At 47.8% G+C, this 21,716-nt stretch carries 18 protein-coding genes and 1 tRNA gene; 2 read left to right on the top strand and 17 right to left on the bottom strand.

Features of this window, described 5'->3' with window-relative positions; genetic code table 11:
* Positions 1 to 2 precede the first annotated feature (2 nt).
* Genes ACFODX_RS15415 through ACFODX_RS15405 form a run of 3 tightly spaced genes read right to left on the bottom strand, consistent with a single transcriptional unit; the run spans position 3 to position 3,324 of the window.
* Positions 3 to 782 carry a Na(+)-translocating NADH-quinone reductase subunit C gene (locus tag ACFODX_RS15415; RefSeq protein WP_378120759.1) on the bottom strand — a complete coding sequence of 260 codons (780 nt, stop codon included), beginning with the start codon at positions 780 to 782 and terminating at the stop codon, positions 3 to 5.
* Positions 775 to 1,977, bottom strand: coding sequence for an NADH:ubiquinone reductase (Na(+)-transporting) subunit B (locus ACFODX_RS15410; RefSeq protein ID WP_378120757.1), 1,203 nt, complete (start codon positions 1,975 to 1,977; stop codon positions 775 to 777). Before ACFODX_RS15410 ends, ACFODX_RS15415 begins: the two co-directional genes overlap by 8 nt.
* A gap of 3 nt (positions 1,978 to 1,980) precedes the next feature.
* Positions 1,981 to 3,324, bottom strand: coding sequence for a Na(+)-translocating NADH-quinone reductase subunit A (locus ACFODX_RS15405; protein WP_378120755.1), 1,344 nt, complete (start codon positions 3,322 to 3,324; stop codon positions 1,981 to 1,983).
* Positions 3,325 to 3,896: 572 nt separating this feature from the next.
* Here ACFODX_RS15405 and mfd point away from each other — a divergent pair.
* Positions 3,897 to 7,361, top strand: a complete 3,465-nt coding sequence (gene mfd / locus ACFODX_RS15400) for a transcription-repair coupling factor (protein ID WP_378120752.1) — start codon at positions 3,897 to 3,899, stop codon at positions 7,359 to 7,361.
* A 33-nt stretch (positions 7,362 to 7,394) separates the two neighbouring features.
* Complete coding sequence (locus ACFODX_RS15395) at positions 7,395 to 8,240, top strand: CsiV family protein (RefSeq protein WP_378120750.1); 846 nt, start codon at positions 7,395 to 7,397, stop codon at positions 8,238 to 8,240.
* A 77-nt stretch (positions 8,241 to 8,317) separates the two neighbouring features.
* On the opposite strand, the gene ACFODX_RS15390 is transcribed toward ACFODX_RS15395, so the two are convergent.
* From ACFODX_RS15390 to truA, 14 genes are all read right to left on the bottom strand, one after another.
* Positions 8,318 to 8,536, bottom strand: a complete 219-nt coding sequence (locus ACFODX_RS15390; protein WP_324258751.1) for a cold-shock protein — start codon at positions 8,534 to 8,536, stop codon at positions 8,318 to 8,320.
* A 177-nt stretch (positions 8,537 to 8,713) separates the two neighbouring features.
* Positions 8,714 to 9,181, bottom strand: coding sequence for a methylglyoxal synthase (locus tag ACFODX_RS15385; RefSeq protein ID WP_378120747.1), 468 nt, complete (start codon positions 9,179 to 9,181; stop codon positions 8,714 to 8,716).
* A gap of 117 nt (positions 9,182 to 9,298) precedes the next feature.
* On the bottom strand, positions 9,299 to 11,197 hold the full coding sequence (gene htpG / locus ACFODX_RS15380) for a molecular chaperone HtpG (RefSeq protein WP_378120745.1): 1,899 nt from the start codon (positions 11,195 to 11,197) through the stop codon (positions 9,299 to 9,301).
* Positions 11,198 to 11,405: 208 nt separating this feature from the next.
* Positions 11,406 to 11,482: transfer RNA gene (locus ACFODX_RS15375), tRNA-Val, on the bottom strand.
* Positions 11,483 to 11,584: 102 nt separating this feature from the next.
* Complete coding sequence (locus tag ACFODX_RS15370; protein WP_378120743.1) at positions 11,585 to 12,793, bottom strand: O-succinylhomoserine sulfhydrylase; 1,209 nt, start codon at positions 12,791 to 12,793, stop codon at positions 11,585 to 11,587.
* 20 nt (positions 12,794 to 12,813) lie between these two features.
* Positions 12,814 to 14,340, bottom strand: a complete 1,527-nt coding sequence (purF, locus tag ACFODX_RS15365) for an amidophosphoribosyltransferase (protein WP_378120741.1) — start codon at positions 14,338 to 14,340, stop codon at positions 12,814 to 12,816.
* Between the two features lie 29 nt (positions 14,341 to 14,369).
* Positions 14,370 to 14,891 carry a CvpA family protein gene (locus ACFODX_RS15360; protein ID WP_378120739.1) on the bottom strand — a complete coding sequence of 174 codons (522 nt, stop codon included), beginning with the start codon at positions 14,889 to 14,891 and terminating at the stop codon, positions 14,370 to 14,372.
* A 77-nt stretch (positions 14,892 to 14,968) separates the two neighbouring features.
* Entirely contained in the window at positions 14,969 to 15,586 is a 618-nt protein-coding gene (locus tag ACFODX_RS15355; protein WP_378120736.1) for an SPOR domain-containing protein, read from the bottom strand.
* A gap of 33 nt (positions 15,587 to 15,619) precedes the next feature.
* Positions 15,620 to 16,903 carry a bifunctional tetrahydrofolate synthase/dihydrofolate synthase gene (gene folC / locus ACFODX_RS15350; RefSeq protein ID WP_378120734.1) on the bottom strand — a complete coding sequence of 428 codons (1,284 nt, stop codon included), beginning with the start codon at positions 16,901 to 16,903 and terminating at the stop codon, positions 15,620 to 15,622.
* A gap of 20 nt (positions 16,904 to 16,923) precedes the next feature.
* Positions 16,924 to 17,784: an acetyl-CoA carboxylase, carboxyltransferase subunit beta gene (accD, locus tag ACFODX_RS15345; RefSeq protein ID WP_378120732.1), complete on the bottom strand. Its 861-nt coding sequence runs from the start codon at positions 17,782 to 17,784 to the stop codon at positions 16,924 to 16,926.
* 82 nt (positions 17,785 to 17,866) lie between these two features.
* Positions 17,867 to 18,676 carry a tryptophan synthase subunit alpha gene (gene trpA, locus ACFODX_RS15340; RefSeq protein ID WP_378121021.1) on the bottom strand — a complete coding sequence of 270 codons (810 nt, stop codon included), beginning with the start codon at positions 18,674 to 18,676 and terminating at the stop codon, positions 17,867 to 17,869.
* 58 nt (positions 18,677 to 18,734) lie between these two features.
* Complete coding sequence (trpB, locus tag ACFODX_RS15335) at positions 18,735 to 19,961, bottom strand: tryptophan synthase subunit beta (RefSeq protein WP_378120730.1); 1,227 nt, start codon at positions 19,959 to 19,961, stop codon at positions 18,735 to 18,737.
* Complete coding sequence (locus ACFODX_RS15330; protein ID WP_378121019.1) at positions 19,954 to 20,616, bottom strand: phosphoribosylanthranilate isomerase; 663 nt, start codon at positions 20,614 to 20,616, stop codon at positions 19,954 to 19,956. The genes trpB and ACFODX_RS15330 overlap by 8 nt, the downstream gene beginning before the upstream one ends.
* Before the next feature lie 126 nt (positions 20,617 to 20,742).
* Positions 20,743 to 21,642 (bottom strand): tRNA pseudouridine(38-40) synthase TruA, encoded by a 900-nt coding sequence (truA, locus tag ACFODX_RS15325; protein WP_378120728.1) that lies wholly within the window; start codon positions 21,640 to 21,642, stop codon positions 20,743 to 20,745.
* Positions 21,643 to 21,716 lie beyond the last annotated feature (74 nt).

Below are 21,716 nucleotides of genomic sequence, written 5' to 3'. Positions count from 1 at the left end.
GATTAGGCCTCTCCATTTTTCAGATTGGTCAGGAAAGGCTTGAATCCGTTATCGCCCATCCAGAATTTCATCAATTTGCTAACACCGTCACTGGTCAAGGTAGCACCGGCCAAACCATCTACTTTGTAGCCCGAATCTGGTGTTGATTCATCTACATGGCCTTTAACTACACTGACTAAAACCTCACCGGATTCGGAGTAGATTTTCTTGCCAATCCACAATTGTTTCCACTTCGGATTATCAACTTCACCACCCAGGCCTGGAGTTTCTTTTTGATCATAGAAACCGAATCCGAGAACAGTGTTAAGGTCTTTATCCAGTGCAACAAAACCAGACATAGTTGACCAGAGGCCGTAACCACGAACAGGAAGAATCACTTTGGAAAGATTGCCGCTTTCATCATTCACCAGAAACACTTTCGCGTATTTTTCACGACGAATGATTTTGGCTATATCAACCTCAGGAGCTAGCTTGTCAGACAACTCAGGCTTTTTAGCGGAAGCTGTTTGATCAAATTTGTCGACATCCGCAACCGCGTCAGTAAATTTGCCCGTTTGCAGATCGATGATTTTTACATCCACCTTTTCAAACTGGGCATCAACTGATAATGACGAATCATAAATGCCGGCAATTTTCAAAACGTTAGTTTTAAAATCCAAGGCTTTGTTTGCAGCTTGTGCGGGCTTTAAAAGAACCGCAGAACCTGCCACTAATACGGATGCCACCAAACACATAATCAATGTGACTGTGATGGTATATTTTGCTGTTTGTTGGTTAGCCACGCGCCAGTCTCCGCTTAATGTTGGATTGAACGACGAAGTAGTCGATGGTCGGTGCAAACATGTTTGCAAACAAGATTGCTAACATCATGCCCTCAGGATATGCAGGGTTGACTACACGAATAGTAATCACCATGAAACCGATCAATGCACCATAAATCCATTTGCCTGCATCAGTCATAGATGCAGATACCGGGTCAGTTGCCATGAAGAAGAGACCAAAAGCAAACCCACCGATAACAAAGTGCCACCAGAATGGCATTTGGAACATTGGGTTACTGCTGTCTGCTCCAGCCCAGTTATAAAGCAAGGTAGTCAAGGTCGCACCAATCAACACACCCACCACAATACGAGTGGAAGCTATACCCATAATTAACAGTGCAACACCACCAATCATCAGAGCCAGCGCAGAGGTTTCACCAATTGAACCCTGTTCAAATCCAATAAAGGCATCAAACCAACTGACATGGTTGACTACAGCATCCATCCCCTGTTGTGCAGCAATAGAAAGAGTTGTCGCACCGGTGTAACCATCAACCGCAGTCCAGACCGCATCACCAGACATTTCTGCAGGGTAAGCAAAAAACAGGAATGCGCGACCAGTCAGTGCGGGATTGAGGAAGTTTTTACCAGTGCCGCCAAATACCTCTTTACCAATAACAACACCAAAACTGATGCCAAGAGCAGCCTGCCAAAGTGGCAAATCCGGAGGACAAGTCAAAGAGAAAAGAATAGAAGTAACAAAGAAACCTTCATTTACTTCATGGCCACGGGTAGTAGCAAACAGCACCTCCCAAAAACCACCCACGATAAACACCGTGGCGTAAATAGGCAGGAAGTAAGCAGCACCAAGCACCAAGTTATCCCAGATGCTGTCAGGGTTGTGACCAGCAAACATAGCCGCAAGCGCGCCATGCCAGTTGTCAATCCCGGTAGCACCGGTTGCGGCAAGGATGGTATTGGCTTGCAAGCCTACGTTGTACATACCAAAGAACATAGCTGGCCATGCGCACAACCAGACGGTGATCATAATCCGCTTCAGGTCGATACCATCACGAACGTGCGAAGTGGATTTGGTTACGTCTGCCGGCTTGAACAAACCGGTGTCAATAGCCTCATAGAGGGAGTACCACTTTTCATATTTGCCGCCTTTGTGGAAATGCGGCTCCATGTTGTCGAGTAAACGTCTCAGACTCATCAATTAGCCCTCCTGCTCGATGCGAGTAAGGTTATTGCGCAGGATCGGGCCGTATTCGTACTTGCCGGGGCACACAAAGGTGCACAACGCCAAATCTTCCTCGTCCAACTCAAGGCAGCCAAGTTTTTGTGCTGTTTCAGTATCACCAACAATCAGCGAGCGCAGCAGTTGCGTTGGCAGGATATCGAGAGGCATCACCTTCTCGTAAGAACCTACCGGCACCATCGCACGCTCTGAACCATTGGTTGAGGTGGTAAAAGCAAACTTTTTACCGCCAAACAGCTTGGATAAATAAATACCCATCACCGAGAACTTATTAGTACCCGCACGCAAGTAATGCAGCATTTCACGCTCGCGACCTTCCAACAGTACGCTTACTTGGGTATGAAAGCGCCCTAAGAACGTCAAACTGCCATGGGAACGACGACCGCCAAATACTGAACCGGAAATTACACGATTCTCACCTGACTTTAGCTGCCCTTCGACCAGCGCCGATAAATCAGCCCCCAAACGAGTGCGAATCAAGCGAGGGCGTTCAACCTGTGGACCAGCCAGCGCTACAACGCGTTCAGTATTCAATTGACCGGTCACAAACAATTCACCGATAGCAATCACGTCCTGATAGCCAATAGTCCATACCGTTTTACGCGCATTGACTGGATCAAGGAAGTGAATATGGGTACCGGGGTTGCCCGCTGGATGAACACCAGCAAAAGTTTCAGCCGTGATGTTGGCGCCCTGGCCTTTCGGTAACTCAACACCAGGAGCCTGGCAAACAAAGACTTTACCTTGTGTAAGACGTGCAATCAGGGTCAAACCATTGGCAAAAGCATCTTTCTTGGCCGCAATCACAACTGCAGGATCAGCAGCCAGAGGATTGGTATCGATCGCCTGCACAAAAATGGAGCTTGGCTTGGAGTCTAATGCAGGAGCTTTACTATATGGGCGAGTGCGTAATGCAGTCCAAAGACCTGATTGCACCAGATTGTTTTGCACACTTTCACGGGACAAGTTTGCAAGCTCTGATACTGGGTATTTGGCGAACTCAACTGCTTCGCTACCATCCACATCAATCACAATCGAGTGAAATACTCTCTGATCGCCGCGATTGATTGCGGTAACGGTACCTGCTGCTGGTGATGTGTAGATAACACCGGGAGTCTTCTTGTCTGAAAAGAGCTCCTGACCGAGTTTGACTTTATCTCCTACCTGTACCGCCATAGTGGGCTTCATACCATGGTAATCAAACCCGATTAAAGCTACTTGGCGAACCTGCGGGCCATCCTCTATAGATTGATTGGGGCTGCCGGTGATGGGCAAATCCAATCCTCGACGAATCTTGATCATACGTCTCTGCCTAGTCGTTCGTGTGGATGTAGACCTGGATAACCAGGCCGCGAGGATGCGGTTAACAAGCCTAAACCAGCTATTGAAGACCGGTTACTTCCTGGCGGGAACCGGACACAACTTATGGGCGCTTGAACCGCGAGCACTCCGAGCTTATTTGCAACAAACAAGCAATACGCAACAAATAAACGAGCGGAGCATTTGAGCCAAGAACTTTCACGACATCTCTTGAGTAACTTAGTTAGTAGCCCAAAGATATGCACAAGAGATTGATTTTTGTGAAGTTTTAGATGGCCCAAGAAAATCAGCGGGATTATAAACGCGCCTCCCTACCAGCACCATAGCCATGCATCAATTTGACGCAGCTTTTATTGCGGTTTTATTGCTTCCGATTCGATACTGCAGCCGCCAACTGAAAAATAAATGCAAACAACAATAATTATCAAAAACAGCCGAGTGAGTCTGGCTGCACCTGTTTATTTCCAAAATCGACAAGCTGCGCGCCACTCACTTTCATAAAACGCAGGTAAAATGCACGGCAATTTTATTCAGCCTGGGCTCAATTGCGCGTCATGACTTATCAACAAACCAGCAAACCACCTATCTCAGACAAACCTGGCAACCGTCAATATTGGGGGCAACTCCACGGAAGTGCGCAAGCACTCACCATAGTTAATGCAGCAAAAGGTTTTGAGGGACTCAGCCTGGTAGTGACAGCAGACACCAGTACGGCAATACGTTTGGAGTCAGAGCTCAGTTTTTTCGCCAAGGGTTCCACAGATCCACTCCCGGTTTTGCATTTGGCAGACTGGGAAACCTTACCCTACGATAATATTTCACCCCATCAGGACATAATCTCAGAGCGGCTGAGCACACTTTATAAGCTACCCAATCTAAAAAAAGGCATCTTAGTGGTTCCCGTGACCACTCTTTTACAGCGCTTGATGCCTCAATCCTACTTGCTCGGAAATAGTTTGATGGTATCTGTGGGCGAAAAATTCGACCCTAATGAACTGCGTCAAAATCTTGAGCGAGCAGGTTATCACTGTGTAGATACAGTATACGAACACGGCGAATTTGCTGTGCGTGGCTCATTAATGGATATATTTCCCATGGGCAGCGAGATGCCCTACCGCATCGATTTATTTGATGACGAAATAGAAAGCCTGCGCACCTTTGACCCCGAAACACAAATGACAGTAGATAAAGTTGAGAGAATTCAACTACTACCTGCAAAAGAGTTTCCGCTCAATAAACAAGGCATTAATTTATTTAAACAACAATGGCTGGAACGCTTTGATGTCAACCACAAGGCCTGCCCGGTATTTCAAGACGTAAGTGCGGGAATTTCTCCACCGGGCATTGAATACTACCTTCCACTTTTCTTTGATGCCTGTAGCACGCTATTCGATTACCTACCCATCAATACTGTGGTTTATGCATTAGGTGACATTGAAAAATCCGCTGAAAATTTTTGGCTGGAATTATTGCGCCGCTATGAGAGTCGTCGAGTTGACCCTCTTCGACCACTGCTGGAACCGCGCACTATTTACTTGGCGATTGACGAGTTTTTTGGTCAACTTAAAAAATATTCGCGAACATTCATAGAATCTGGTGCTCTTGAAGAAAAAGCAGGCAACTACAACTTTGCCTCTAATTCTACGCCCGCTTTACCTATTAGAGCGCAAGCAGAAAACCCACTGGCCGCTCTTCAAGCATTTTTAATGGATTTTGATGGCCGCGTATTATTTTGTGCCGAATCCGCTGGCCGTCGTGAAACCCTGCTGGAATTATTGGGGCGAATTCGTATACGCCCGGACTCGCTCGATAGCTGGAACGATTTTTTAAATCACCCGGAAAAACTTGCGATTACTATAGCGCCGCTTGAACAGGGTCTCTTGCTCACCGAGCCCAAGATCGCGCTGATTTCAGAAGCACAACTATTTGGCGAGCGCATTCAACAGCAGCGTCGCCGCAAACAAACTCAGGATAATGCAGACCTTGTTGTTAAAAATCTTACCGAATTAAAAATTGGCGCCTCAGTTGTTCACATAGATCATGGCGTGGGCCGTTATCGCGGTCTTGAAACTATCACCATAGATAACCAAACCAATGAATTTTTGACGCTGGAGTATGCCGATGAAGCAAAGCTCTATGTGCCTGTTACCAGCCTGCATTTGATTAGCCGTTACAGCGGCGCGGATGATGACTTAGCGCCGCTTCACAAATTAGGCAGCGAATCCTGGCAAAAAGCACGCCGCAAAGCAGCAGAGCAAATTCGTGATACTGCTGCTGAATTATTGGAAGTTTATGCCCGCCGCGCCGCACGCAAAGGTTTTGCATTTCCAGACCCGAAAACAGCATACGAAGCGTTTGCGGCAAGTTTTCCCTTTGAAGAAACGGCAGACCAACAACGCGCTATTGAAGCAGTGATACAAGATATGCTCTCCAACAAACCCATGGATCGTTTAGTTTGCGGTGATGTTGGTTTTGGCAAAACAGAAGTGGCTATGCGCGCGGCATTTATTGCCAGTCACGGCGGCAAGCAAGTGGCCATACTGGCACCAACTACCCTGCTCGCACAACAGCATTACGAATCGCTCAAGGATCGTTTTGCCGATTGGCCGATTACTGTAGAAGTACTATCGCGCTTCCGCACTACCAAAGAAGTCAATCAAGTTCTTGAGCGTATTGCCGAGGGCAAGGTAGATATTGTGGTTGGTACACACAAACTGTTATCGCCCGATATTAAATTTAAAAATCTTGGTTTACTGATCATTGATGAAGAACATCGCTTTGGTGTGCGGCAAAAAGATCAGATTAAAGCCCTGCGCTCTGAAATCGACATTCTCACACTGACCGCCACACCAATCCCCCGGACACTCAATATGTCTATGGCTGGCATTCGTGATCTCTCTATCATCGCTACACCCCCCGCACGTCGGCTGTCGGTAAAAACCTTTGTTCGCACCTATGATGAAGCTGTTATCAAAGAAGCCATCTTGCGGGAAATTTTGCGCGGCGGCCAGGTTTATTATTTACACAATGAAGTAGACACTATTGAAAAAGTCGCGCGCGATATACAAGAGCTTATTCCGGAAGCGCGCATTGGTATCGGCCACGGACAAATGCGTGAACGCGACCTGGAACGAGTGATGTCTGATTTCTATCATAAGCGCTTCAATATAATGGTGTGCACCACAATTATTGAAACCGGAATCGACATTCCCAGCGCCAATACCATTATTATCAATCGTGCTGATAAATTTGGCTTGGCGCAACTGCATCAATTGCGCGGTCGTGTTGGCCGCTCACACCATCAAGCCTACGCTTATTTACTGACCCCTGATCGTCGTTCAATGACTGATGATGCACAAAAGCGTCTGGAGGCAATTAGTGCGGCCGAAGACTTGGGCGCAGGTTTTACACTGGCTACCTACGACATGGAAATTCGCGGCGCGGGTGAGCTACTTGGCGACGAACAAAGCGGCCAAATCCAAACCATTGGTTTCTCGCTTTATATGGATATGCTGGATCGCGCCGTAAAAGCGATTCGTCAAGGCAAGCAGGCAGACTTGGAAAAATCCCTTAGCGAAGCGATTGATATTAATTTGCGAATTCCTGCATTAATACCTGCAGACTATTTGCCGGATGTGCATAGCCGCCTGGTCATGTATAAACGTCTGGCCAGTGCAGAAAACGAAGATGGATTGCGCGATTTACAAGTGGAAATGATTGATCGATTCGGGTTATTGCCGGAGCAAACCAAAAACCTGTTCCGCGTCACCCAAATCAAAATCATGGCTGAAAATATTGGCATCGCCAAACTTGAAGCCAATGCGCGCGGAGGAAAAATCGAGTTTTCCAGCGATACGCGAGTCGATCCACTAAAAATTGTGAAGCTGGTACAAAGCCAACCACGCATCTATAAGTTGGAAGGCGCCAATCAGCTAAAATTTACCATGGACCTCGAATCAACCGAAAAACGCATTCAAACCGTGATGGATTTGCTCAATCATCTAGGTACCGATAAATAACAAAACTCTTTTTGCTATCAGTGGATTTAATTTATGGTTTATCGATTATTACAACAAATATTCAGTATCGGGTTTATAACTCTCGCTGTAGGCACATTTTATACTGCACCGAGTTATGCACAATCAAAACCATCAAATCATGAAGGCTGGTATCAGGTTGAATTGATCGTATTCGCCCGTAAAAACGATACCAGCCAGGAGCACTGGCCAAATAATATCAAGTTGCGCTATCCGGCAGACTGGGTTGAATTAAAAGAGATAAGCGATACTGAAACTAACGCTCCCGATCTCACCAAGGAGGCTTTTTATCGCCTGTCAGTCAGTGAGCGTCAACTTAACGCCCAAGCGCAGAAGCTGGAGCGAAACCCACGCTTTCAAGTGTTATTTCATAACGCTTGGCGACAAATTATCACCACCGAAAAAATGGCCAAATCTATTTTGATTCAAGGTGGGCAACAATTTGGACAACACCAGGAACTCGAAGGTAGCATTCGCTTAAGCGTAGCAACCTATCTCAAACTGCAAACTAATTTGTGGTACTCCCAATTCGATTTAAATGTCGGGCAAGAACAAACCCGACAATGGCCTGAGCTACCCAAGCAGCCAAATTATTTGGCGACGCCCATTGCGGGCCTGTCTCTAGACTCTTCACTGGAACTGGACCAAGCACTGGCAATAGAAAATCAGCAATGGGGCGAATCTATTGCCGAAGCTGGTGATGAGGCGAGTGCGAACAATAGTTATCTGACGCGTCAAATTATTTTATTGCAACAAAGCAGGGACATGCGCAGTAGCGAACTTCATTATATTGATCACCCCGTGATTGGCCTTATTATCCAAATAACACCCTACCCCGGTGCAACTCCCGCCGTCCAATGACGCCCAGGATGCTGTAGAAACAAAAACACCAGCCGGAGCTGGTGTTTTTATGGGCACAATAGATCTCAATTACTTAGCTAACTTAGCAGCAACACTACATCTTCTGCTTGCAAGCCTTTATCTCCCTGCTGTAATTGAAATTCAACACTCTGGCCTTCAGCCAGGGAACGGTAGCCATCGGCACGGATATTTCTGTAATGAACAAAAATATCCTCCCCTCCTTCTCCGCGAGTAATAAACCCATACCCACGCACGTTGTTAAACCACTTTACAGTACCAATTTCACGTTCAGACATATGAAACACCTCTAAAGCCTTGATGCTTATTGTTATTTGCTCGGTTTGCTTCATCCAATGATCGCCAGCTTAAGCCCGCGGTTATCCAAAACAACCCGGCATTTGGCACCAATGATTAGAACCAAAAACCTGGAGTTAACAGATATTAACAAATGTTTGTAATAAGAAGGAGTATTTTTATTGCTGAGTTTTCGAACGATTGGTTATATAGGCATCGTAATCCGGCACCAAGTGCGTTGATACACTGCAGAACAACGGTGAACTAATAATAAAATCGGCCGAACTTTGATTACAGGCCACAGGAATATTCCAGACCGCTGCAATGCGTAATAAAGCCTTTACATCGGGGTCATGGGGCATTGGCTCAAACGGATCCCAGAAAAAGATCAGCATATCCACCTTGCCTTCGGTAATCAGCGCACCAATTTGCTGATCGCCACCCAGCGGGCCGGAAATTAATTTATTCACCGGTAGCCCGGTTTCAGTGGCAATTAAACTGCCGGTAGTGCCAGTTGCGCAGAGTGTGTGCGCCATGAGCTGTTCTTGATGCTGCTTACACCATGCCAATAAATCTTGCTTTTTATTGTCATGGGCCACAAGAGCAATAGATTTTTTTGCCGGCAGTACAATATTTTTGTAATCCATAACTGGCTCGCTTGTGAGATATTAAATAAGTTGAGGTCATAAAAAAATGACCTTGTCCGATTATAGACAAGGTCATTTTTAATCACAGCATTGCTAGCACTTAGGTGGAAAAGCCGTTTAGTGGCTTAACTCCAACAGCAATTTATTCAAGCGCTGCACATAGGCTGCTGGGTCATTCAGCTGCGCACCTTCTGCCAAATTTGCTTGATCAAACAGAATATGCGCCAAATCGCCAAAGCGCTCCTCGTTAGCTTCGGCCTCCAATTTTTTCACCAGCGGATGCTCGGGGTTGAGTTCAAAAATTGGCTTGGATTCTGGAACCTTTTGCCCTGCTGACTCCAGCAGGCGACGCATTTGTGCGCCCATATCGAATTGACCAACCACCACACACGCAGGTGAGTCAGTTAAACGATGGGTGATACGCACTTCCGATACCTGCTCACTCAAGGCAGTTTTCACACGCTCCAGCAGCGGCTTTAATTGTTCGGCCACTTTTTCCTGCGCTTGCTTTTCCTCTTCGCTATCCAACTTGCCTAGGTCCAGTTCGCCTTTACCCACATCCTGGAACTGTTTACCTTCAAACTCTTGCAAGTGGCTCATCAGCCATTCGTCCACACGGTCAGAAAGGAGTAAAACCTCAATGCCTTTTTTGCGGAACACTTCCAAGTGCGGGCTGTTTTTTGCGGTATTAAAGTTTTCGGCAGCAATGTAATAAATTTTTTCCTGACCGTCTTTCATGCGCGCCACATAATCATCCAGCGATTGATTCTGTTCGGCACTGCCAGTATGGGTAGAGGCAAAACGCAGCAATTTGGCGATTTTTTCGCGGTTGGCAAAATCTTCTGCCGGGCCTTCTTTCATCACCTGACCAAATTCTTTCCAGAAGCTGGCGTAATTTTCTGGCTCGCTCTTGGCCATTTTGCTCAGCATATCCAACACGCGTTTGGTGAGTGCGGAACGCATAGAGTCGATGTTGGGATCTTTTTGCAAAATTTCGCGCGATACGTTCAAACTCAAATCGTTTGAGTCCACTACCCCTTTGATAAAACGCAAATAGAGCGGCAGGAACTGCTCGGCGTCATCCATAATAAAAGTACGCTGGACATATAACTTCACACCGCGCGATGCATCGCGATTGTACAAATCAAAGGGCGCACGCGCGGGAATGTAGAGCAAGCTGGTGTAATCCAAATTACCTTCTACACGGTTGTGGCTCCAACTTAATGGATCGGTGAAGTCATGGCTGACGTGCTTGTAAAACTCTTTATATTCTTCATCAGTCACATCAGAGCGTGAACGTGTCCAGAGCGCTGTGGCGGTGTTGATGACTTCATCTTCAGGTTCAGCGGCATCTTCACCAGCAGCTGTTTGTTTTTGCATCACCACCGGAATGGCAATGTGATCGGAATATTTTTTGATGATGGAACGCAAGCGCCAGTGGTCAGCAAATTCCAGTGCGTCATCTTTTAAGTGCAGCTCCACGGTCATGCCGCGGCCTTGCTTTTCCACTGACTCAACGGTGAACTCGGCATCGCCAGAACATTCCCAGCGCACCGCTTCATTAACCGGCGCACCGGCACGACGGGTGGTAACAACCACTTTGTCTGCAACGATAAAAGCAGAATAAAAACCAACGCCAAACTGGCCGATTAATTGCGCGTCTTTTTTCTGGTCGCCGGAGAGTTTTTGCATAAATTGGGCAGTGCCGGATTTGGCAATAGTACCCAGGTTTTCAATCACTTCATCGCGTGACATACCTATGCCGTTATCGCTGATGGTGAGAGTTTTGGCCTCTTTATCAAAACTGATACGGATTTTCAGTTCAGCGTCACCTTCGTAAAGATCGCCATTAGAAACCGCTTCAAAACGCAACTTATCCGCCGCATCGGATGCGTTAGAGACTAATTCGCGCAGGAAAATTTCCTTATTGGAATACAAAGAATGGATCATTAAATGCAGTAACTGCTTGGCTTCGGTTTGAAAGCCACGAGTTTCTTTGCGGGCATCAACGGTCATGTTTAACTCCTGAGTCAAATGCACAAATAAGTGAAATGAAAAGCCATCAGAGCGATAGCAGTGGGTTCTAAATGGGGCAATCAAGCAGAAATTCAAGTGGAGGTGACTAGCGGATACAACACAGCGGAGGCAACAGCGAGAGAAAAACTACAAAACAGCAAAAGTAACAGACAATAAAAAAGCCGCTTAAATAAGCGGCTTTTAAAATTGGTAGGACTAAGCAGACTCGAACTGCTGACCCCCACCATGTCAAGGTGGTGCTCTAACCAACTGAGCTATAGTCCTAAAACGCAATCCCTTTCGGGTCACAGGGCGCGCACTTTACCAAGCTGAAATCCCAAGGACAAGACCCAAACAACTTTTTTTGAGCCTTGTTTCGTCAAAGGCTTAATAACTGCCTAAACCACGCACAAGGTCGGCTTTTAAATCGCCAATATCTTCCAGGCCAACCGCGATCCGAATCAGGTTTTCGGTAATGCCAGCCTCGGCTTTTTGCTCGGATGTCAAACGTCCGTGAGTCGTTGTTGCCGGGTGCACTATGGTGGTTTTGGTGTCGCCCAGGTTGGCAGTCAGCGACATGATGCGCGTCGCATCTATAACTTGCCACGCCTCTTCACGTCCACCTTTAACGCTGAACGACAACACTCCGCCAAAAGCCGATTGCTGTTTTACCGCGAGATCATGACCAACATGACTGGGCAAACCGGCATAAAAGACCTTTTCCACGCGCGGGTGAGCATCGAGCCATTGCGCCAATTCCAGCGCATTGCGTGAGTGAGCCTCCATACGCAAACGCAGGGTTTCCAAGCCCTTAAGAAAAACCCAGGCATTAAACGGGCTCATGCTGGGGCCAGCGCTGCGGATAAAACCCAGCACTTCATCTACCAATGCTTTTGCACCGGCAACCACGCCACCCAAACAGCGGCCTTGGCCGTCGATATATTTAGTAGCTGAATGGATAATTAAATCGGCGCCGAACTTGAGCGGCTGCTGCAAGGCAGGTGTGCAGAAACAGTTGTCCACTACCAGCAGCGCACCATGCGCGTGAGTCATGTCTGCCAATCGCTGCATGTCTACAACATCGCACAGCGGGTTGGAGGGGGTTTCTACAAATACCAGCTTGGTATTGGGCGTAAAGCCCGCTTCCCACTCTGCATAGTTGGTGGGGTTTACAAAGCTGGTGGTGACACCAAATTTTTGCAGGTACTTGGTAAACATTACCGTGGTAGTGCCAAAAACACTGCGCGAGCAGAGGATGTGATCGCCAGATTTTAACAGCGCAATACAGGTGGCTAAAATCGCCGCCATGCCCGATGAAGTTCCCACCGCTGCCTCTGCACCCTCTAGCGCAGCGATACGCTCTTCAAACATGCGCACCGTTGGGTTGGTGTAGCGAGAATAAACATTGCCGGGTTGCGCGCCCGAGAATCGCTCGGCAGCTTCTTGCGCGCTACCAAACACATAACTTGAAGTAAGGTACAGGGCTTCGCTGTGCTCACCTTCGTGGGAGCGTGTTTGGCCAGCGCGAATCGCGAGTGTATCCAGTGCGACACCGAGCAGCGGGTCGCCAGCTAATTGATCGTCCAGGTTATCCATCTCAGCTCCTAATCAAACGCTCAGCCGCGTGCGGCTCCGTTGTGTAAACCAATCGGCAATTCCATTTGTTTTACTTTTTTGCCGGATTTGGCGCTGTCGTTGCGCGCTGCAGCCACTTTTTCCAAATATTCCGGTGTGACATCGCCCGCACAGTACTCGCCGGTAAAGACCGAGCAATCAAAGGCGGTGACCTGACTATTACCTTCGGTGGATGCCGCAATCAAATCGTCCAAATCTTGGTAAATCAACCAGTCGGCACCAATTTCGCGGCACACTTCTTCATCGCTGTGGCCATGTGCGATCAGCTCAGCCGTCGTGGGCATATCAATACCGTAAACGTTAGGGTACTTCACCGCTGGTGCCGCCGAGGCGAAATACACTTTTTTAGCCCCTACATCGCGCGCCATTTGAATAATTTGCTGGCAGGTGGTGCCGCGCACTATGGAGTCGTCCACCAAGAGCACGTTTTTACCTTTAAATTCCAGCTCGATGGGGTTTAGCTTTTGGCGCACCGATTTTTTGCGCTGCTGTTGGCCTGGCATGATAAAGGTACGGCCAATGTAACGATTCTTAACCAAGCCTTCGCGGAACTTAACGCCCAATTTCTGCGCCAGTGCTTGACCTGCAACACGGCTGGTGTCAGGAATGGGGATAACCACATCAATGTCATGATCCGGGCGTTCACGCAGAATTTTTTCAGCGAGTTTTTCACCCTGGCGCAAACGCGCTTTGTAAACCGAAATGCCATCCATGATGGAATCAGGGCGAGCAAAATAAACATGCTCAAAAATGCAGGGGGTTAGACGCGTTTCTTTAGCGCACTGGCGGCGATGCAATTCACCTTCTTCGGTGATGTAGATAGCCTCGCCCGGCGCGACATCGCCAATTAATTCAAAACCCAATACATCCAGAGCAACGCTCTCAGATGCCACCATGTACTCCAGACCGCCCTCTTCCGCTTCGCGCTTGCCGTAAACCAAAGGACGAATGCCGTTGGGGTCGCGGAACGCAATCAGACCATAGTTGGCAATTAATGCCACCACCGCATAGCCGCCGGTAACACGGTTATGCACGCCGGCAACTGCGGCAAACATATCGTCGGCAGTCGGGTTTAACTTGCCTTGCACTTGCAGTTCATGGGCAAACACGTTGAGCAGCACTTCAGAATCTGAGTCAGTGTTTACGTGACGCAAATCAGTTTTAAAAATATCTTCACTTAATTTGTCAGCATTAGTGAGGTTGCCATTGTGTGCGAGCGCAATACCGTAGGGCGAGTTCACATAGAATGGCTGCGCCAGCGCGGGGCCTGAGCTGCCTGCTGTGGGGTAGCGCACATGCCCAATGCCCATGTTGCCAAGCAGACGCTGCATGTGACGGGTGCGGAATACGTCCTGCACCAAGCCATTGGCTTTTTGTTGGCTCATCCGGCCATCCTGACAGGTGACCATACCGGCGGCGTCCTGACCACGGTGCTGCAAGATAGTCAACGCATCGTAAAGCTGCACATTCACATCGCGTTTACCCACAATACCTACAATGCCGCACATAAAATTGCCTCAATAACAATTAAACAAAATTAAACTTTTTCGGGTGACTCAACGCTACCGAACAACGTCATCAACCATTCACTGGTTTCTTTATAAGCCGCGACTACCCAGTCTTCACAGGCTAAAAAATGGGGGATCAGTTGCGCTTCATGCCACCATTGATCCTGGTCAACTGGCAGGAAACCTGGTAACAAAATCAATAGCGCCATCACAATAATAAATGCCCGGGCAGCGCCGAAAACCATACCAAGCAGACGATCGGTACCCGATAGTCCCGTAGCACGTACCAATGCACCAATCAGGTAACTTGCCATAGCACCGAGCAATAAAACGGCAACAAACAATACTGCGTAAGACGTCATCAAACGAAGAGATGGCGATTCAATTTGATTTACCAAGAGCGCAGCGAATTGCTCGCCAAACAATTTGGCGATTATTACTGCAGCTACCCAGATAACTAAGGACAGGGCTTCACGAACAAATCCCCGGATAATGCCAATCAAACAGGAGAGCGAGAAAATTGCGATAATGGCCCAATCAGCCCAGTTCATAAACTCGCCTGCTCCCATTTCAGCAATGAGTGATTTACAGAGGCGCGCATTCTACCAGAGGTATGCTAAAAATTGCTTTAAGGTTTGAAGGGTAAAACGCTGGAATTAACTTTTAAACGGGCATCCAGTTGTGTTTTAAGGGTCATGGCTTCCGCTTTTGTTTGCTTGGGACCAATAAACACTCGGTAAACTGTCTTCTCACCCAAGGGCACTGACCTGACATAAGCTCTATGGCCTTCAGACTGCAATTGATCGCGGAGCTTATTCGCTCCATCCTGAACACTTAAACTAGCGACCTGGATGACCCACCCCTCAGGCAAAATATGTGTCGCCACTTCGCTGGAAACAGTCTGGGAAATACTTACCGATGAAAAAGAATTACCCAGAGAGGATGCTTTGCCTGAAGAGCTGCTCATGGAGATAGCGCTTTTGGTTTCTTTAGGCAAAGTTTCTGATGCCAGCGGTTCAGCTTCATCCGGTACGAACATAGTTTCCGGTGCCGGTGCAGGCTCTATGCCCTCTGGCTGCTCTGGCTCGTTGAAATCAACCGCGGTGATACTGGGGCGACCGGGAATTTGCGAATTAGTATCCACCTGAAATTGCTGGCGATCTTTAAAAAAGCTGGGCAGGAATAAGACAGCAATAGCAGCCAAAACTGCGGCCCCAATTAAACGGTGTTTTACTGACTCTCTCACTATAACCCCTGCTGCACACGATAAATTGACACACTACAACGGACTACCAATAGCTTGGAGACCCGCAGCGACAGTGTAAAAAGAACCAAACACCATGATCAGATCATCCGGTTTGGAAGCCTGATAAGCAGCCTCAAGACAATCTGCAACACTACCATTGAAACCTACAGCGCAACCCAGAGCAGCAAGCGTCTTTTGCATCTCTAAAACACTAGCAGCGCGAGGTACAGCTCCTAAGTCAGCCAGATACCAGCGAGTGACAACGCCACTGAGATTGGACAAACTTTCACTGCGATCCTTATCTACCATCATGGCAACTACAGCATGAATTGGCCCGGACAATAACTGTGACTCTTGCAAGCGTGTCAAAAGATAAGAGGTCGCGGCGGGATTATGTGCGACATCAAAAATAATTTTTCTTTCACGCCATAATAATTGCTGGAAACGGCCAGGCATTCGCAACTTGGCCAAGCACTGAAAAGCATCTATTTTTGCAAGATCCAACCCCAACAACAAAACAACTTTTAATGCCGCTGCAAGGCTTGGCAAAGGCAATTGAGGAGCAGACTGATCATCAAAACGATGCGATGAATCCCACCAGGTCCAGAGCTGCTCAGCCGATTGCAAATAACCAAAATCGCACCCGATAAGATAAAGTTTTGCACCGGTTTTTTTTGCGTGATTAGCAATCGATTCCGGCGGGAAAGCATCGGCACAAACAACAGGCCTACCAGCGCGCATTACACCGGCTTTCTCAAAACCAATAAGCTCGCGGTTATCCCCCAGCCAATCAGTATGATCAAGTGCGATGCTGGTAATTACAGCGACATCGGCATCAATAATATTAACCGCATCCAGCCTTCCACCTAGCCCGACTTCAAGAACTATGGCATCAACGCCATGACGCCGAAATATTTCCAGCGCGGCAAGAGTACCGTATTCAAAATAGGTCAAACTAATGGGGTCAGCAGATAACTCATCAGCAAGCTGACAAGCAGCAAAGATCGTATTAAAAGCACTGCAAATTTCGTCGTCAGAGGCAGGCTCACCGTCAACCACAATCCGCTCGTTATAGCGAAGTAAATGGGGTGATGTATAGACGCCGGTAGAAAAACCGGCCGTGCGCAACAGAGCCGCCGTAGCAGTCACGCAGGAACCTTTACCATTGGTTCCTGCCACTGTTACCACCTTGGCACGGGGCTCCAGCAAGGACATTCTTTTGGCTACCACCGAGATTCGAGCAAGACCCAAATCAATTTCACGTGGATGATTCTGCTCCAACCACGAGAGCCAATCGGAAAGCGACATTAATTCCATGAAAAAATAAAGCGCCTGATTTATACAGCGGCTTTACGTGTAAATTTCGCCAAAAGTGAGGCCAACCTATCACGCATATCGCGACGATGAATGATCATATCAATGGCACCGTGTTCTAACAAAAACTCAGCTCTCTGAAAACCTTTAGGCAATTTTTGACGGATGGTTTGCTCGATGATACTTGGGCCAGCAAAACCTGCGCGCGAACCAGGCTCACAAATATTCAGATCACCCAATAGCGCCAAACTTGCGGACACACCACCATACACCGGATCAGTCATGACTGAAATGTAAGGCGTGCCTTGCATTTTCAAGCGCTCAATAACAGCACTGGTCTTTGCCATTTGCATTAACGAAATCAATGCTTCCTGCATACGCGCGCCGCCAGTTGCAGAGAAGCAAACAAAAGGAATATTTTCCTTAAGCGCGATGGTTGCTGCGCGGGTAAAACGTTCACCAACAACGTAACCCATAGAACCACCATGGAAAGCAAATTCAAATGCCACAGCAACAACAGGCATACCTTTTAGCTCACCACGCATGGCAACCAAAGCGTCTTTCTCACCGGTTTCTTTTTGCGCAGCACTCAAGCGGTCTTTATATTTTTTAACGTCTTTAAATTTCAAACGATCAATTGGCTCAACGTCAGTGGCTAATTCCTGACGATTTTGTGGATCCAAAAACATATTCAAACGTGCACGTGCACCAACACGCATGTGATGGTCACACTTAGGACAAACATTGAGTGTTTTTTCCATTTCTGGTTTGTATAAAACCGCATCACACTTAACGCATTTCTCCCACAAACCCTCAGGCACTTTATTGCTGCGCTTGGTTTCGGTGCGGGAAATACTGGGGATAATTTTATCTAACCAACTCATGGTTGCTTCTCTGTGCTCAATGTAAATGAAATTTATGGGCGCCCTATCAGACACCCCAACTATCAAGAGTCAAATTCGCCGCTCAAAGATCATCTATAGCAGCGCGAATACCACCAACTATCTGACCTACTGCACTGGCAATTTCCTCTGGATTCCGATCGGACATACTTCCCATCTTGTCTACCAATACACTGCCTACGACCACGCCATCTGCCAATGCAGCAACCGCTCGTGCAGTTTCTGGATCTTTGATGCCAAAACCGACGCACACCGGAAGGTCTGTTAACTTACCAAAATCGGCCAATTTTGCCTTTACTGCATCCACATCCAAATGACCTGCACCTGTAACACCTTTGAGCGAAACGTAGTACAAAAAGCCTGTGGCGTGAGCCGCAATTTTTTGTGCACGCGCCACTGTAGTGGTAGGAGCAAGCAGAAAAATATTGTCGAGGTCATAAGCATCCAAATGAGCTTTCAGCTGCACCACTTCTTCTGGAGGCAAATCAACCGTCAGCAACCCATCAACACCTGCGTCAGCAGCTGCTTGCGCAAAGGCTTGATATCCAAAACGCTCAACAGGATTTGCATACCCCATAAGCACAATCGGTGTTGATGTATTGGTGGCGCGAAATTGCTTTACTAACTCCAAGGTTCCCTTGAGGCTAATATGGTACTCAAGCGCTCGTTCATGGCCTTTCTGAATAACCGGACCTTCCGCCATAGGATCAGAGAAAGGAACACCTAACTCGATTACATCAACGCCCTGCTTCACCAACTCATGCATAGTTGGTAATGTTGCCTCTGGGTGAGGATCGCCATTTACGATATAAGCCACGAGAATTTTTTTGCCTGCACTTTTTGCTTGCAATAAACGCTGGGAAATACGACTCATCAATAATTCCTGATTTTTTCTGCGATGTTGTTCAGCAGTTAGATTTTTATTGGTTGAATTAAACGGTAATTCCGTCAAGCCCAGCCACAGTCAAAATATCTTTATCACCCCGCCCTGAAAGATTGGCGATAATTACTTGATCTTTGCTCATGGTTGGCGCCAGTTTTTCTACATAAGCCAATGCATGACTGGATTCCAATGCTGGCATGATACCCTCTGTTCTGGTCACTTTACGGAAGGCAGCCAGCGCCTCATCGTCGTTAATTGCAACGTAATTTACGCGACCAATATCTTTTAACCAGGAGTGTTCAGGGCCGACACCGGGATAGTCCAAACCAGCTGAAACCGAGTGAGTTTCAATAATCTGGCCGTTTTCATCTTCCATTAAATAAGTGCGGTTACCATGCAGCACGCCAGGAATCCCCCTGTTTAAGGGAGCCGCATGCTTGCCGGTTTCTATACCCAAACCACCGGCTTCCACACCGTACATTTGTACAGATTCGTCAGTCAGGAATGGATGGAACAAACCGATAGCATTAGAACCTCCGCCAACACACGCAACTAACGCATCAGGCAACTTGCCAGCCTGCTCAAGAGATTGACGACGCGCTTCGCGACCAATTATGGATTGAAAGTCACGAACTAATTGAGGGTAAGGATGGGGGCCAGCAACAGTACCAATAATGTAGAAAGTGTCATCCACATTTGTAGCCCAATCGCGCATAGCTTCGTTCATCGCATCTTTGAGTGTGCGTGAACCGGAGGTTACCGGAAAGACTTCAGCACCCAGTAATTTCATGCGGTAGACGTTAAGTGCCTGACGCTTGACATCTTCTGCGCCCATGTAGACGCGACACTTCAACCCAAGGCGAGCAGCAACTGTCGCAGTAGCAACACCGTGCTGACCGGCACCAGTTTCAGCAATAACACGGGATTTTCCGGTGAACTTGGCTAACAGAGCCTGGCCAATTGTGTTATTTACTTTGTGGGCACCGGTATGATTCAAGTCTTCTCGCTTTAAATATATCTGTGCACCACCCAACTCACGAGTCCAGCGCTCTGCCAGATACAACGGCGAGGGACGGCCAACATAGTAAGCCATATCTTTATCGAACTCAGCCTGGAAGCCTGGATCGTCCTTCAAGCGCGAATAAATTTCCTGAAGCTCATCCAGTGCATAGATAAGCGTTTCAGATACAAAACGACCACCATAGGGGCCAAAGTGACCTTCCTCATTCGGAAAAGCACTGTAATCAATCGCTGAAAAATGCTCAGTGTTATTCACCGTTTAACCACCTGTTCGGAGCCGACGATCCGCTACATTTTTGAGCAGCACGCCGTGCGTTATTGATAAATAAAGCTATTTGTTTGTGATTTTTTTTACCGGGGGAAGATTCTACACCACCGCTCACGTCAACCCCATAAACGGCAGTTGTTGTGATCGCATCACCGACATTCTCTGCGGTGAGACCGCCAGCCAACACAATGGGTACAGATGATTGACGAGGAACCCGCGTCCAATCGAAGGTCTCTCCTGTTCCACCCGGCACACCTGGGCGATATGCATCCAGTAGGATTCCCGACGCGCTGGGGTAGCGTGCGATCTCCGCGTTCACATCAACATTGGGCCGCATACGAATGGCCTTCATGTAGGGGCGCCCAAAAGATACACAATATGCCTCAGGTTCATCCCCATGAAATTGCAATAATTGCAAAGGCACCCTGTTCAATACGCTAGTCACAAACTCTGGATCAGCATCAACAAATAAGCCGGTAACTGATACAAAAGGACCAGCAGCAAGAGAGATCTGACGTGCCAACCCAGAATTGACAGCACGTGGACTGGCGGCATAGAAAACCAACCCAAGCGCATCAGCACCAGCGTCAACAGTGGCATACGCATCATCAACCGAGGTGATGCCGCAAATTTTAATGCGCATACAGGACAAAACCGGACGCTCCAAAAACCAAAGATAGACAGTGCTTATCGCAAAAGATCTGCGCATAAAATTGTGCAGGATGATAGCAGAGTTTACATGCCATCGCCGCAAAAACACCCTTCACGCCTAAACCTCACCCGCAAAACCACCAAGAGGTTCGGAGAAATAAAGAGGCCCAGGCAACACACTAGGCAACCCAAAAACGACAGGGTAATCAACCCCAACCAAATACAAACCAAACGGCTTTGCCGTAACACCCGCTGCACTGCGATCACGGGCAGCGAGCACATCGGCAACCCACTCCGCAGGCTTATCCCCTGCACCTACGGCCATAAGCACACCAACAATATTGCGTACCATGTGGTGCAAAAAGGCATTTGCCTGAACCTCTACTATGATCAACTCTCCACGCCGCACTATATGCAAATACTCTATTCGACGAACCGGACTCTTTGCCTGGCACTGTGTCGCCCGAAAAGAAGTAAAGTCATGCTGACCCACCAAATATGCAGCAGCAGCACGCATAAGATCCAGAGACAAAGGACGTGATGACCAAGTGATTTGATCGTGCAGCAACCCCGAAGGCACCTTGGCATCCGTAATCAAATATCGATAAGTACGATTCTGCGCACTAAAGCGCGCATGGAATTGAGGAGCAACCTCTTTGGCCCAACGCACACTGACCGAATCGGGCAAATAGGGGCGAGAACCACGCAACCACGCTTTTTCCGGACGGACAGCAACGGTATCAAAATGCACCACTTGGCTTGTGGCGTGCACACCCGCATCAGTTCGGCCAGCACAAACAAGCGATATTGACTCATTAGCAACGCGCGAAAGCGCCCGCTCAAGTGCCTGCTGAACTGTGCTTACACCATTGGGCTGAATCTGAAAACCATGAAAATCAGAGCCTTTGTATTCAACTCCCAGCGCAATCCTATGCATACCCTCTGGCCAGACCGTATCAGCCACGATTTCGCCACTGCGCACATAAGGTTTGGACAAAGGGACATAGTTATCAGTCATACAACACCAAATTTAAAACCTGAAAATAAAAAAAGCCTTGCAGGTTAGTGCAAGGCTTTTTTGTAAATCTAACA

It is taken from the genome of Cellvibrio fontiphilus (genome assembly GCF_042646205.1).
Classification (GTDB): Bacteria; Pseudomonadota; Gammaproteobacteria; order Pseudomonadales; family Cellvibrionaceae; genus Cellvibrio; species Cellvibrio fontiphilus_A.
The sequence above is the reverse complement of the archived record's forward strand: the minus strand, read 5'-3'. Positions and strand labels throughout refer to the sequence as shown.

Coding starts and splice junctions, on each gene's coding strand:
- folC (WP_378120734.1), bottom strand. CDS start 16,903: ATGGAATTAATGTCGCTTTCCGATTGGCTCTCGTGGTTGGAGCAGAAT.
- ACFODX_RS15330 (WP_378121019.1), bottom strand. CDS start 20,616: ATGCGCATTAAAATTTGCGGCATCACCTCGGTTGATGATGCGTATGCC.
- trpA (WP_378121021.1), bottom strand. CDS start 18,676: ATGAGTCGTATTTCCCAGCGTTTATTGCAAGCAAAAAGTGCAGGCAAA.
- ACFODX_RS15405 (WP_378120755.1), bottom strand. CDS start 3,324: ATGATCAAGATTCGTCGAGGATTGGATTTGCCCATCACCGGCAGCCCC.
- accD (WP_378120732.1), bottom strand. CDS start 17,784: ATGAGTTGGTTAGATAAAATTATCCCCAGTATTTCCCGCACCGAAACC.
- truA (WP_378120728.1), bottom strand. CDS start 21,642: ATGACTGATAACTATGTCCCTTTGTCCAAACCTTATGTGCGCAGTGGC.
- ACFODX_RS15390 (WP_324258751.1), bottom strand. CDS start 8,536: ATGTCTGAACGTGAAATTGGTACTGTAAAGTGGTTTAACAACGTGCGT.
- ACFODX_RS15395 (WP_378120750.1), top strand. CDS start 7,395: ATGGTTTATCGATTATTACAACAAATATTCAGTATCGGGTTTATAACT.
- htpG (WP_378120745.1), bottom strand. CDS start 11,197: ATGACCGTTGATGCCCGCAAAGAAACTCGTGGCTTTCAAACCGAAGCC.
- ACFODX_RS15385 (WP_378120747.1), bottom strand. CDS start 9,181: ATGGATTACAAAAATATTGTACTGCCGGCAAAAAAATCTATTGCTCTT.
- ACFODX_RS15370 (WP_378120743.1), bottom strand. CDS start 12,793: ATGGATAACCTGGACGATCAATTAGCTGGCGACCCGCTGCTCGGTGTC.
- purF (WP_378120741.1), bottom strand. CDS start 14,340: ATGTGCGGCATTGTAGGTATTGTGGGTAAACGCGATGTGAATGTGCAG.
- ACFODX_RS15360 (WP_378120739.1), bottom strand. CDS start 14,891: ATGAACTGGGCTGATTGGGCCATTATCGCAATTTTCTCGCTCTCCTGT.
- mfd (WP_378120752.1), top strand. CDS start 3,897: ATGACTTATCAACAAACCAGCAAACCACCTATCTCAGACAAACCTGGC.
- ACFODX_RS15410 (WP_378120757.1), bottom strand. CDS start 1,977: ATGAGTCTGAGACGTTTACTCGACAACATGGAGCCGCATTTCCACAAA.